General features: G+C 61.2%; 12 protein-coding genes and 1 pseudogene. 2 read left to right on the top strand and 11 right to left on the bottom strand.

Going from position 1 to position 13484, the window contains the following annotated elements; translation table 11 throughout:
- Positions 1 to 32 precede the first annotated feature (32 nt).
- From ACZ899_RS06045 to ACZ899_RS06025, 5 genes are all read right to left on the bottom strand, one after another.
- Positions 33 to 1388, bottom strand: coding sequence for an MFS family transporter (locus ACZ899_RS06045; protein ID WP_234561679.1), 1356 nt, complete (start codon positions 1386 to 1388; stop codon positions 33 to 35).
- 126 nt (positions 1389 to 1514) lie between these two features.
- Entirely contained in the window at positions 1515 to 2171 is a 657-nt protein-coding gene (locus ACZ899_RS06040) for an alpha/beta hydrolase (RefSeq protein WP_234561680.1), read from the bottom strand.
- A 26-nt stretch (positions 2172 to 2197) separates the two neighbouring features.
- Positions 2198 to 3532 (bottom strand): MFS transporter, encoded by a 1335-nt coding sequence (locus tag ACZ899_RS06035; RefSeq protein WP_485628010.1) that lies wholly within the window; start codon positions 3530 to 3532, stop codon positions 2198 to 2200.
- 327 nt (positions 3533 to 3859) lie between these two features.
- Positions 3860 to 4522 carry an RraA family protein gene (locus ACZ899_RS06030; RefSeq protein ID WP_234561201.1) on the bottom strand — a complete coding sequence of 221 codons (663 nt, stop codon included), beginning with the start codon at positions 4520 to 4522 and terminating at the stop codon, positions 3860 to 3862.
- Between the two features lie 50 nt (positions 4523 to 4572).
- Entirely contained in the window at positions 4573 to 5925 is a 1353-nt protein-coding gene (locus tag ACZ899_RS06025) for an MFS transporter (protein WP_234561200.1), read from the bottom strand.
- A 150-nt stretch (positions 5926 to 6075) separates the two neighbouring features.
- Between ACZ899_RS06025 and ACZ899_RS06020 the strand changes: the two genes are divergently transcribed.
- Positions 6076 to 6975, top strand: coding sequence for a LysR family transcriptional regulator (locus ACZ899_RS06020; RefSeq protein ID WP_234561199.1), 900 nt, complete (start codon positions 6076 to 6078; stop codon positions 6973 to 6975).
- A gap of 102 nt (positions 6976 to 7077) precedes the next feature.
- A complete protein-coding gene (locus tag ACZ899_RS06015; protein WP_234561198.1) occupies positions 7078 to 7743 on the top strand; it encodes an RraA family protein in 666 nt (221 codons plus the stop codon).
- 245 nt (positions 7744 to 7988) lie between these two features.
- Here the strand turns inward: ACZ899_RS06015 and ACZ899_RS06010 are convergent, their stop codons facing one another.
- The 6 genes and pseudogenes from ACZ899_RS06010 to ACZ899_RS05985 all read right to left on the bottom strand — a co-directional run bounded on the left by ACZ899_RS06010 (position 7989) and on the right by ACZ899_RS05985 (position 13469).
- A complete protein-coding gene (locus tag ACZ899_RS06010) occupies positions 7989 to 8153 on the bottom strand; it encodes a DUF2790 domain-containing protein (RefSeq protein WP_442799947.1) in 165 nt (54 codons plus the stop codon).
- 155 nt (positions 8154 to 8308) lie between these two features.
- Positions 8309 to 10215: pseudogene (locus tag ACZ899_RS06005) on the bottom strand (efflux RND transporter permease subunit); the annotation flags it as partial.
- 93 nt (positions 10216 to 10308) lie between these two features.
- Complete coding sequence (locus tag ACZ899_RS06000) at positions 10309 to 11517, bottom strand: pyridoxal phosphate-dependent aminotransferase (protein WP_234561197.1); 1209 nt, start codon at positions 11515 to 11517, stop codon at positions 10309 to 10311.
- On the bottom strand, positions 11514 to 12143 hold the full coding sequence (locus tag ACZ899_RS05995) for an RraA family protein (protein ID WP_234561196.1): 630 nt from the start codon (positions 12141 to 12143) through the stop codon (positions 11514 to 11516). The genes ACZ899_RS06000 and ACZ899_RS05995 overlap by 4 nt, the downstream gene beginning before the upstream one ends.
- On the bottom strand, positions 12140 to 12805 hold the full coding sequence (locus tag ACZ899_RS05990) for an RraA family protein (RefSeq protein ID WP_234561195.1): 666 nt from the start codon (positions 12803 to 12805) through the stop codon (positions 12140 to 12142). The genes ACZ899_RS05995 and ACZ899_RS05990 overlap by 4 nt, the downstream gene beginning before the upstream one ends.
- A gap of 1 nt (position 12806) precedes the next feature.
- Positions 12807 to 13469, bottom strand: a complete 663-nt coding sequence (locus ACZ899_RS05985) for an RraA family protein (protein WP_234561194.1) — start codon at positions 13467 to 13469, stop codon at positions 12807 to 12809.
- Positions 13470 to 13484 lie beyond the last annotated feature (15 nt).

The following is a 13484-nucleotide window of genomic DNA, read 5'->3' as shown; positions in this document are numbered from 1 at the left end:
TTCTTCCTTTCAGTAGTCATGCTCGCCTTGCCTCAATGGCTGGGGTGGGTAGGCAGGGATTTACGCCCCATGAACTTGCGTACGCCGATGTTCTCTTCGACCTTGCCGTCCCCATCGAGGTAACCGTGTTTGCCAAGATCTGGCATCAGTAGGGCCGACACCAGGGTGATGGCGCCGATCGCGGCCACGTACAGGTAGAAGTACTGTTCCATTCCCACTGAGCGGAAGGACAGCGCCACATACTCGGCCGAACCGCCGAACATCGCGGCCCCTACTGCGTAAGGTAGGCCCACGCCCAGTGCGCGCACAGTCGGCGGATAGAAGTCGGCCTTGAGCACACCAGTGACCGGTGTATAGAAGGCTGCAATCAGCAACCCTGCGAGCACCAGCCCAAAGGCTGCGAGCGGGTCCTGCACTGACTTGATCGCGGACAGCAACGGGATTACCAGGAAGGTGGACAGCAGGCCGAACAAGATCATGTTGCGGCGCACGCCGATTTTGTCAGCAAGCATGCCGAACACCGGCTGCGCCAGCATGAAGATCACCAATGCACAAGCCATGATGATGCTCACCGTGGGGGCCGGGATGCCGACACTCACTACCAGGAACTTCTGCATGTAAGCGGTAAAGGTGTAGAAATAAAGCGAGCAGCCAATGGTGATGGTGAAAGTGAGCAGCACCGCGCGGCGGTGTTGCATCAGCCCCCGGAGCGAGCCGGACTCCTTGCTCTTCATTCCTTCTTCAGTGGCTGTTTCGCGCATGGTACGGCGCAGGATAACCACCACGATCGAAGCCAGCGCGCCAATCAGGAACGGCACCCGCCAGCCCCAAGCCTTGAGATCCTGCTCAGATAGCACCATTTGCAGCACCGCAACCGTCAGCAGCGCCAACAGTTGCCCGGCAATGATCGTCATGTATTGGAACGAGCCGTAGAACGATCGCCGCCCGGCGCGGGATACCTCGCTGATGTAGGTGGCGCCGGTGCCGTACTCGGCGCCCACCGACAACCCTTGCATCAGCCGGGCTATCACTAGCAGAACGGGTGCTGCGACACCTACCGTGGCATAAGTGGGCATGACCGCGATCATCAACGAGCCACCGCACATCATGAACACCGAGATGATCATCGAGATCTTGCGCCCACGGGTATCGGCGATGTAGCCGAAAATCCAGCCACCCAGCGGGCGCATAAAGAAACCGACAGCAAAGATACCGGCCGTGGCCAGCAGTTGGCTGGTCTGGTCGCCAGCGGGGAAGAACAGTGATGCGAAGTAGATCGACGTGTAGGCGTAGATGAAGAAGTCGTACCACTCCACCAAGTTGCCGGAACACACACCAACAATTGCGGTTGTACGCTCTTTGCGCGTCAACGGACGTGCCGTGCTCATGTTTGCATTCATGATCGCTACCCTTGTTGTTATTGTTTTGCCAACTCGGGTTACAGCTTTGCATAGCGTCGTTTTGGGGGAAGAGGGGCCACAGGTCTAACAGCTATGCCTGGCAGGCATGGCCGTCTAAGCCGGGCGTTCGGGCCGTTTGTCCTGCAGGTAGCGGCAGATTTCTTCTCCGACCCGGCTCAGGCAGCCTTTGAAAAAGTGGTCGGCGCCGGCGTACATCGATACGCGGCGGTGTTCGCCGGCGGCCCAGTCCATCAGGCTGACCAGGGGCGCCATCTGGTCACACCCGCCGTGCACCAGCAGGCAATCGTCGGGCAGGTCTGGCGCCGGGTAATGGCGGCCCCCTGGTACATCGCCAACCGGCAGTCCCATCAGGGCCAAGGCGTCAAACTCTCCCGCCGCTGCGCTGGCCAGCCTAGCGAACACATAGGCGCCAAAGGAGAAACCGATCAAGGCGATGGGCAGCCCTGGCATGATTCCCGCCATGTGCTTGAGCACCACCTGGCTGTCCGCTGTCTCGCCGATGCCGCCGTCATGACTGCCCTCGCTTAACCCCACGCCGCGAAAACTCGGCCGTACCACCAGCCAGCCGCTGGCACACAACTGCCTGGCAAGGGACACTGACACGATGTGCTGAGGGCTGCCGCCCAACAACGGCTGCGGATGGCTGATGATAACCACCCCTTTCGGTGAGGTTGACGGATGGTCGAGCAGCAAGTGGAGCTTGCCCACCGGGCCATCGATTAGCAGTTCTTCACGGTCCAATTGTGACATTGCCATTGACTCCTTGAGGGTTGCGCTCACACGGGCCGGCCCGGCAGTGACCGCATGACCAGCAGCACCAGCACGACATTGACGGCGGCCAAGGCAGCGAGCGTTGCCAGCACCCCCATGGCGCCAAAGTGCTGAAGCAGGTAGCCGCCGACCAACGGCGTCAGCGCCTGACCGATGAGCGAAGGCCGCGACATCTTGCCCATCAGCGCGACGTACTGCGCCGGCGGCATCAGCGCAAGGGGCAGCAAACCCCGGACGATGGCCCGCAGGCCATTGCCGCAGCCGTAAAGCAACAGCCCCAGTGCCGTTGCGCCAGGCGCCAGCGCAACCAGTGCCACGCCCACGGCCACTAGCACTGAAGACACCAATGCGGTCCAGATCGGGTGACGTTTGCGGGCGACTATCTGCAGCACGCGCGAAGCAACTTGGCTGGGCCCCAATAGTGCACTCAGCGCGATTGCCGTAGCCAGGCTGTGGCCCAACCCCTGCAGTACTGCCACCAGTTGCACTGAAATTGCTGTCATGATGATCGCGCCGATCGCAAAGATCCACATGAGCAACAGGTACAGACGTCGGTCGATGCTGACATCGCTCGCCGCCGCCACAGGCTTGTTCTTGGTCCCGTGAGCGCCCGCCGGCAGTACCCATAGGTACAGCGGCGCGACCACGACAATCAGCATCAGCGCATAAGCGGTACAGGTAACTCGCCAGCCGAACTGCTCGATTGCGAACGCCACCAGCGGCCAGGTGATGGTAGTGGCAAAACCAGATATCAATGTGATTCCAGTGATCGCCCTGCCCGCCCGCTCGGCGTACAAGGCGCCGAGGGTGGCAAACAGGGCTTCGTAGAGACCAGTGGCCATGCCGGCGCCAATGATGACCCAGACCACGACAATCAGCATCAGCGCATAAGCGGTACAGGTAACTCGCCAGCCGAACTGCTCGATTGCGAACGCCACCAGCGGCCAGGTGATGGTAGTGGCAAAACCAGATATCAATGTGATTCCAGTGATCGCCCTGCCCGCCCGCTCGGCGTACAAGGCGCCGAGGGTGGCAAACAGGGCTTCGTAGAGACCAGTGGCCATGCCGGCGCCAATGATGACCCAGGCCAGCAGGAACACCTCCAGGCTGTGGGCATTGGCAACGATCAACAGCCCCGCCCCCACCACGATGCCGCTGGCACACAACTGCCTTCGCCCACCGTATCGGGCGATTAGTCGGCTCGACAACGGCGCCAGCACTGCAGAAACCATCAAGCCCAGCGACAGCGCGCCATAGACCCAATGGCCATCCCAGCCAGTCTCGCGCAGGATGGGCTCACCCATGACCGCCAGCAGAAAGAAAGACCCACCCCAGACCATGATCTGGAGTACCCCCAGGCAAAAGATGCCGACGGGTCCGGGGAGACGGAGAACAGCGTTCACAAAAGGCCTTCGGGTGGGAGGAAATCGACGTCGGTGGTTACCATCGCCAAACATGTTTCGAGGAGGCGCGCCGCCGGGCGTGAAGCTTATCGCGCGGCTGCGCAAGTCTACTGGGATGGGCAAAGGGCTGCTAATCAATCCCGGCATTTCAGGTATGCCGGGCGGCCCGGTGTTCATGCGTTCAGTCGCAGCCGTAACAGCAAGCTCGCCTCACTAGCGGACCTGGCGAGTCCACGAGCCTGCCATCGGCAGGCCCAGGAGCACTTACCCTTTGCGCTGCAGGGTGTGATAGCCGAGATCTTCGCGGGCCTCCCTCAAGGTCTTGCCCTGGCTGATGGCAGCGCGGATGTCGGCCTCCACGGCTTCGATCTGGCGGGCAAGCTGGGCGACATCACGGGCACGCCCGCGTGGCACCACCACGACGCCGTTGGCATCGGCCACGACGATATCCCGCGGGCAGACCCGGGCCTGGCCGATGGAGACCGGCTCGTTCACCGCGCCAACCTCAACCCGATCCTTGCCGGTGCGCATGAAACGGCCTTTGGTGAACAGCGGGTAGCCGTCACCCAGCGCCTTGTTGACATCGCGGCAGACGCCATCAATCACCGTCGCGGCGATTTTTCGCGATCCGGCGTACTGGGTCATGATGTCGCCCCAGACGGTGCAGTCGGTGCGACCATCATTGTCGATCACCACCACATCGCCCTCGCCCACCTCCTCGATGAAGTCTCCCACGGTGCCTGGCGGCACGCTTGCAGACACATAGCGTACGGTGAATGCTGGGCCGACCACGACATGCTTGTAGTCAGCCAGCGGCATGACGTCGAAGCAGTGTCCCGGCAGGCCCAGCTTGTCCATGGCATCCGACACGCCGGGGGTGTCGAGCCCCTCGAACAGCGCGACCAGTTCTTTGTCTTCGGTATTCATCAGCAGCTCCTTGGAACGGTAGTAAATGAAAGGATGAGCGGTGCAAAGCCTCAAGACGTAGCGGCTCTGGGCACCGGCTCGATGATGGTCAACAGCAACACGAAACTGACGAACGAACCGATCGCCAGATAGGAGAAGACGTAGCTCCAGCCATAGCTGTCGAGCAACAGGCCGGTCAGGAACGGCGTGGCAGCGGCGCCCAACTGGCCAACCATGTTGACGATCGCATTGGCGATCGGGAACGTCTGTTTGCTGGCCAGCGCCATGGGATAGACCATGTACGACGAAAAGCCCAGGCTCAGAACCACGCCTGTGGCCATCAGCAGCAGCCCGTACGCCAGAGGGTCGGCGGGCGAATTGATCAACAGGTACATCATCACCGAGGTGCCCAGTGCCGACAGCAGCATCCCGGGCTTGCGGCGCCCGGCCAGCCAGCGGTCCGAACAGTAGCCCCCCAGCAGGTTGCCGAGCACCGCGCCGACCCAGGGCGCCGCCGAGACCAGCCCCATGTTCATTACCGAGAAGCCCTTGACGGTCATCAGGTAGGTCGGGATCCAGGCTAGCAGCACGCTGGACACGCCCAGCTGGAAACAGTAGCTCAGCGCACTGCCCCAGATCTGCCACGAGCCGAACACCTGCCGCCGGGTTTCAAGCTGCGAGACTTCGCGGCGGCGAATGAAGGCGTCCAGCCGGCTGAAGCTACGCACCGCAGGTTGCCCGGCAGTGCTGCCGGCGCTTGTCGGACGCGTGTCGGCCGCGGCGGGTTCACTGATGTAGTCCAGCTCTGCCTGATTGACGAAGCGACTCTTGGAGGGGTGATCGGCAACCATGAAGTACCAGGCAATCGACAGCAGGATCCCGGGTACTGCAAAGAAGTAGAACACTTCACGCCAACCCCAGAGCGAGATGATCACGGCGCACAGTGGCGGCACGATGACCGGGCCGAACTTCACTGCCGACAGGAAGATCCCGGACGCGATGCCCTTTTCCCGGGGGGGGAACCAGTTGTTGATGGTGGTCGTCATGCTGATCGGCAACGGGCCTTCGGCAACGCCCAGGCCCAGGCGATAGAGTTTCAGTGCCAACAGGGAGCCCGCCGTGCCGACTAGGCCGGTCAACACCGAGGTCATGATCATCGCGCCGGGCAGGATACGGCTGACGCCGAACCTGCTGAACGCCAGCCCGGCCGGAATCTGGGCCAGTGCGTAGGCCAACAGGAACAGGCTCATGAGCCCGCCTGCCTGGGCGTTGCTCATCTCAAATTCCTGCCGGATGAACGGCAGCGCGACACCGAGATTGGCCCTGTCCGCCGCCGCGATTGTGTAGATGGAAAAGATCATCCCGGCGACGATCCAGCGGTAACTGCTGCGCCCTTTGGCATGGGCTATTTCAGCGGTCGACATTATCTGCATACCTTTGTTGTTGTAATCCGCGGGTAATCTAGGCAGGGCAATACAAGAAAAAAAGCGACAAAAACTCAACCCAAATCATCGCTTTTGGTGGACAATAACCATCCCTTATGCCGCAATCGGCCGCCACGCCGAGGTAACACCATGATCACCCTGAAGCAGATAGAAGCCATCTACTGGATTGTCGAACTGGGCAGTTTCGAGGCCGCAGCGGCCAAGCTGAATATGTCGCAGTCGGCGATTTCCAAGCGGGTTCAGGAACTGGAGGACGCATTCGGGGTGTCGATATTCGATCGCTCCAGACGCACTGCCCGGTTGACGCAAAAGGGCATCGAACTGCATGGATGTGCAGTCGACATGCTGCGGCAGCGGGACGACCTGCTCGAACGTATCAGCTCAAAGGAAACCCTGATCCGGCGGTTTCGCCTAGGGGTAACCGAGCTTACCGCGCTCACCTGGTTGCCCTCACTTGTTGAGCGCATCCACCAGAGCTACCCACGGGTCGACTTGGAGCCTTCCATCGAGCTCAGCACCGACCTGCTGCGACGCCTGGAAAGCGATGAGCTGGACCTCATCATCGTGCCCGACATCTTTCACGACCCGCGCTTCATAAGCACACCCTTGAGAGCCGTCGAGAACGCCTGGATGTGTGCGCCAGCATTGTATCCGGGCGGTCAGGCCATCAGCCTTCAGACACTGTCTTCGTTTACCGTGCTGACCCAAGGTGGAAGTTCGGGCACTGGCCAGACCTATGAGCGCTGGCTCGCCGAACATGACATCCGTCTGGGCAAGACCCTGACCAGCAACTACCTCGTCGCCCAGGTGGGCTTGACCATTTCCGGAGTGGGCATCAGCTACTTGCCGCTGGCCTGCATGGGTACGCTGATCGCCCAGGAGCGCTTGAAGGTCATCAACACGCAGCAACCGCTGCCAACCATTAACTACGTCTGCGTTCACAGGGCAGACCGCTACCAGGGGTTGACCGTCGAAGTGGCCCGCTTGGCCCAGCAAACTTGTGACTTTGATCGGCTTATCATCACCTGAGGCGATGATTTCTGATTAAAAAATATCGCTAAAAGCAAAGACTGTTCTCTCCTACCATCGGCGTACACCCCGATGGTTACCCCTTCATCCTGGAGATTAAGCATGTCGTTACCCGGGTCCCGCATCCTCGCTTCACCGGCTCTGGCCCCCTCCTCGATCATCGAAGCCTTCGCTTCGGTGGTCACCCCGCACATCAGCGACAATCTCGGCCGCCACATCGGCGCCCGCGGCCTGACACGCTACAACACTACGGGCAAGCTGGTGGGCACTGCACTGACGATCAAGACCCGGCCTGGAGACAACCTTTATATCTACAAGGCCCTGACCTTGCTCGAGCCGGGCCACGTGCTGGTGATCGACGCCCAGGGCGACACCAATAATGCGGTCATCGGCGAGCTCATCAAGCTGTACGCCGAACAGCGCGGTTGCGTGGGGTTCATCGTCGACGGGGCGATCCGCGATGTGGACGCATTCCGCTCCAGCCCCTGCTATGCCCGTGGCGTGGTGCATTGCGGCCCTTACAAGACCGGCCCTGGTGAGATCAACGTTCCGGTGTCGGTCGGCGGCATGCTGGTTAACCCGGGCGACATCATCGTCGGCGACGAGGATGGCGTGGTGGCCTTTCCGCAGGAAGTCGCCGAGCAGTTGCTTGGCCACGCCCGCGCCCATGAAGCCCATGAAGAGCGGGTCAAAGCTGAAATCGCTACGGGTGCGCTAGATCAGTCATGGCTGGACAAGGTGCTGGAAAAGGCCGGCCTCGCTAACTGAGCCCGGTTTGCGGTCAGGGGCCAGGCCGGCCACCGACCGCATCGTTCAGAGCCCGAGGTTGGCTGTCTTCAGCGCTATTAAGAACTCCTGTGCATAGCGCCCCTGCCCTGTCGGGCCGCAGCTGGAGTGCTTGCGACCGCCGAACGGCTTCACCGCCAAGCGGAAGAATGTCCGCGACGATAAGCAGATGAACCAGGACCCCAGCCAGTGGCAATCAGGCGGCCGTGCCACTCCCGGCAGCCTGATCAACTTTTCGGACAGGTGCCCATTGCCGAGTACAACACCGTATTGAGCGTACCGAAATGGTCTTCGTAGGTCATGGCCATGGGCACCGGCTTACATGACAGGATTGACTCGGTCATCCCGATCATTCTGGCTATGTCGAGTTTTTTCCCGTACTCGTACTCCACAACCACCGGCGCAGCTTACCCGGTCTTTTGCGCGTAGGCCTGCATGGCCCGCTGGTGTCCGATCCGCGCATCCTGCGCCGCCCACGCGGCGCTCGACAGAAACAGCCCCAGGGCACAGCTACCCAGGCGTGATACACAAAGCCAGGTCATTGGCTCTACTCCTTTGTTGAGAATTGAGTGGGGGTCGCGGCCTGCCGGCAGCGCTGGAACAGCGAGTTGACGGCCAGGTAGAACAGCGGCACCCAGAAGATCGCCAGCAAGGTTCCGGTAATGACCCCGCCGATCACGCCTGTGCCAATGGCATGCTGGCTGCCGGCCCCTGCCCCGCTCGACAGCACCAGCGGCACTACGCCCAGGGTGAAGGCCAGCGAGGTCATGATGATCGGGCGCAGGCGCATGCGGCAGGCCATCACCGCGGCGTTGAAATGGCTCATGCCCTGCTTGTGCAGGTCATTGGCGAACTCGACGATCAGGATCGCGTTTTTCGCTGAGAGACCCACGGTCGTGAGCAGACCAACCTGGAAGAACACATCGTTGGACAGCCGCGCATGCTGGTGAACAGCAGCGCGCCGATAACCCCCAGCGGCACCACCAGCATCACCGAGAATGGTATCGACCAGCTCTCGTACAGCGCGGCCAGGCACAGGAACACCACCAGCAGCGAAAGAATGAACAGCGCCGGCGCCTGATCGCCCGACAGCCGCTCCTCGTAGGACTGGCCGGTCCACGAGAAGCGCACGCCGGTGGGCAATTGACCAGCGATCCGTTCGATCGCCGCCATGGCGTCACCGGAGCTGTAACCGGCTGCCGGCTCGCCCTGAAGCTCGAGAGCCTGCACCCCGTTATAGCGCGACAGCTTCGGCGGCCCGTAGCTCCACTCACCGCGGGCGAAGGTACTTAGCGACACCATCTGCCCGCTGGCATTGCGGACATACCATTTGCCCAGGTCCTCTGGGCTCATGCGCGAGGTCGCCTGACCCTGGACGTAGACTTTCTTGACTCGGCCGCGGTCGATGAAATCGTTGACGTAGTTGCCACCCCAGGCGATCGCCACGGTCTCGTTGATGTCGGCCAGCGACAGGCCATGGGCGCGCGCACGCTCGTCGTCGATGACCAGGTTGTATTGCGGCTCGTCACGCGGGCCGTTGGCGCGCACATTGGCCAGCGCCGGTTCCTTGGCCGCCAGTTCGACAAATTGGTCGCGGGCCGCCCCCAACGCCTCATGCCCCAGGCCGGCGCGATCCTGCAGGTACAGGTTGAACCCCGTCGCATTGCCCAGCTCCATGACCGCAGGCGGAGCGAAGGCATTGATCTTGGCGTCGCGCAGGGTGGCGAAGTGCTGATGGGCACGCTCTACCAGCTCGAAGACGCCCTGCCCCGGCTCACTGCGCTGCTCCCAAGGTTTGAGCATGACGAAGGCCAGACCCGAACTCTGCCCGCGGCCACCAAAGTTGAAGCCGTTGACGTTGAAGACCGATGCAACCGTCTCGCCCTCGTCTTCGAGCAGATAGCGGCGTACCTCGTCGATGACCGCCTGGGTGCGCACCGCGGTTGCGCCGGACGGCGTCTGGATCTGCGCGTAGAGCACCCCCTGATCCTCCTCCGGCAGGAATGCCGTGGGGATTCGCGTGAACATCCAGGCCATGGCCAGCACGATCATCACGTACATCATCAGGTACGGCAGCTTGCGTTTGAGCACGCCGACAACGCCACGCTCGTATTGGCCGATCGCTTTGTCGAAGGTGCGGTTGAACCAGCCGAAGAACCCGCGCTTGTGGCCGTGATCGGCAGCGGGCGGTTTGAGCATGGTGGCGCAGAGTGCCGGGGTGAAGACCAGGGCGACCAGTACCGACAGCGCCATGGCCGAGACGATGGTGATGGAAAACTGCTTGTAGATGACCCCGGTCGAACCGCCGAAGAACGCCATGGGCAGGAACACCGCCGAGAGCACAAGCCCGATCCCGACCAGTGCGCCCTGAATCTGATCCATGGACTTGCGGGTGGCCTCCAGCGGCGGCAGGCTGTCCTCGACCATGACCCGCTCGACGTTTTCCACCACCACGCTTCCAAATAAAAAAGCTGCACCACCTGTACTGCACATATGCAATTGGAGAGGTGCAGCCTTCCGCTGCTCTGCTTCGGCGTGTTTATCTAGCTATTGCGCGTCCTCGCAGAAGCGGTGGATAGCCTGACACGCCGCGCGCAGAGAATCGTCATCGAGCGCGTAAGCAATGCGCAGGTAGCCAGAAAGACCAAAAGCGCTGCCCTGAACAACTGCAACGTTGGCCTCCTCTAGCAACGCCAGGGCCACCGCCTCATCATTGACCAACTCACAACCGGCGGGAGAACGCTTGCCAATCAACCCAGAACAGTCGGCGAAAGCGTAGAAAGCCCCTCCTGGGACTTCGCAACTAATGCCCGGCGCTTGGTTGAGCAGTTCGACCATAAAGTCGCGACGCCGCTGGAAGACTTCGCGGCTATGGGCAATGAAGTCTTTCGGGCCGTCAAGGGCAGCGATTGCTGCGTGCTGGGAGATGGAGCAAGCGCCTGAAGTCTGCTGCCCCTGAAGTTTCTCCATCGCCTGGAGCAGCCAGCGGGGACCGGTAGCAAACCCGATTCGCCACCCCGTCATGGCATAGGCCTTCGACACGCCGTTCATGGTCAACGTCCGTGCAGCCAGACGTGGTTCAACCTGGGCAAGCGTGAGGAAGTCACGGTTGTCGAAAATCAGGTGCTCATAAATGTCGTCAGCGAGAATCAGAACCTGCGGATGGGCCAGCAACACCTCAGCCAGACCCTGCAGTTCGTCGCGATCGTACACGGCGCCCGTGGGATTGGACGGCGAATTCAGGATCAGCCAGCGGGTGTTCGGGCCGATGGCTTCGGCCAGTGCTTGCGGGGTCAACTTAAAGCTCGATTCAGCGCCGCAAGCGACAATGCGCGACTCGCCACCACATAGCTCAACCATTTCTGGATAGCTGACCCAGTACGGCGCGGGGATCACAACTTGGTCGCCTTCGTTGAGGGTTGCGGCCAGGGCATTGAAGATGACTTGCTTGCCGCCGCTGCAAACCAGCGTGTCCTGCCAACTGACGTCGAGACCATTTTCACGCTGGTATTTGCGCGCGATGGCTTCTCGCAACACACGAAGGCCGGCCACCTGGGTGTAACGAGTATGACCATTGTTGATTGCACTGATGGCTGCGGTACGGATGTGCTCCGGCGTATCGAAGTCAGGCTCACCCGCGCAAAGCGAAATAATCTTCACCCCTTCTGCGCGTCGCGCAGCCACGCGGTCGATGATCTTGTAGGTTGCCGAAGGTTTGGCAGCCTCCAAGCGACGGTTCAGCGTTTGCAGGCTCACGCGTGTTCCTCCGGGTGAGTAAGCCCCATCAGGCCCATGGTGGTGTGACCCTCGCGCAGCTTGGCCATGAACGCTGCCTCTTTGTCAGCGCGCTTTTGGCCTTCACGTAGCGTGCGCTCGACTGCATCCGCCGGGATGATGATCACACCGTCTTCGTCCGCGACGACCAGATCGCCGGCGCTTACTTGTGCACCGCTGAAGTCGAACGGTTTACCTACTGAAGGCGTAGTCGCCTTGACGGTACCTTTTACCGATATACCCCGCGCAAACACCGGGAAGCCATGCGCTTCAAGCGCGGCGATGTCGCGTACGCCGCCATTGATTACCAAACCGACAATGCCTGCGGCTTCCGCCGCCACCGTGAGCACTTCACCCCAGTAGCCAGCAATGAAGTCGGCGCAATCACAGACCAGGACGCTACCGCGCGGCGCTTTGGCCACGGCCAAGTGCAGGCCCAGATTGTCACCAGGCGAACACTGCAGTGGGTACGCGGGCGCGGCAATGAAGGCGCCCTTCCAGACAGCGCGAATCTCGCGGTCGACTGCAGACGGCAACCCAGAAGCCTCGTACAGAGTGGAACTACCGAGGACCTTTGCAATGTTCTGAAAATCGTGTGGAAGGCTCATGGCTGTTTGCTCTGCAGGGTGTGGTAACCGAGGGCGGCACGAGTTTCTTTGAGGCTCTTGCCAGTGGCGATTTGTTCGCGGATCTGCGCTTCTACGTGTTCGATACGACGTGCCGTTTCAGCGACCTCCTGCGCACGATTACGCGGAACAATGACGACACCATTGGCGTCAGCTACGACGATGTCGCGGGCGCAAACTCGTGCCTGACCAACCGACACTGGCTGGTTGACGGCCACGACCTCCACGCGGTCCTTGCCAGTACGCATGAAACGGCCTTTGCTGAATAGCGGGTAGCCTTCGCCCAGCGCTTTGTTCACATCGCGGCAGACACCGTCAATGACCGTGCCGGCAATACCCCGGGCCAGTGCGTACTGAGTCATGATGTCGCCCCACACCGTGCAATCGGTACGGCCGTCATTGGCGATGACCACCACATCACCAGGCGCTACTTCATCAATGAAGTCACCGACAGTGCCGGGCGGTGTACTCGCACTGACGTACTGAACAGTGAAGGCAGGGCCGACCACGACCTGGCTGTAGTTGGCCAATGGCGAGATACCGAAGGCCTGGCCCGGAAGGCCCAGTTTATCCATCGCGTCGGACACACCCGGGGTATCCAAGCCTTCGAACAAGGCAACCAGGTCTTTATCAGAAAGGCTCATATCAGTGCTCCACCTTGATGGCTTCGAATTGCGTGTCATGCATGACTTCTTCGACTGAGCGACCGGCGCGAACAGCGTCGACCATGCCGGCTTGGCGACGGTCAATACGCTCGGCCAGATCAAGCACTTTCTCGATGGCATTGGCCGGAACGAAAACGGTGCCGCATTCGTCGGCGATCACGTAATCGCCCTCGTCAACTTCAACACCAGCCATGCGAACTTTGACGGCCGCGTCAATCTGGATGAGTCGGTTGCGCGCGCTGATCATGGTCACGCCGCGACCGAAGACCGGGTAACCGATATCTGCGCTGCCGCGGATGTCGCGGCTGAAGCCATCGATGATCGATCCACGAATGCCTTTGCGCTGGGCTGCGTTGGCGAGGATGTCGCCCCAGCTGGAGATACCGTCGACACCACCGGCGATCACCAGCACGCGGTCATCGGTGGTGACCTGCTCCACGACCGGGGTAATCAGGTGAACGGTGGGCGCCACGTCCTGCTTTGGCCCCAACTGCACGGTGCTGGCTCGGCCGACAATTTTGGGGCAGTTCCACAGCGGCATCAGGCCGTTAGTGGCGCCAGGCAGTTCGAGGAAGTCCAGAGCGTCCGACACTGTGTTGGTATCGAGCGCAGCCAGGCGTTCAAGCGGGGCTTTCAAGCTCATCTGTTGCAGGCCTCT

It is taken from the genome of Pseudomonas sp. TE31087, assembly GCF_057284075.1.
The sequence above is the reverse complement of the archived record's forward strand: the minus strand, read 5'-3'. Positions and strand labels throughout refer to the sequence as shown.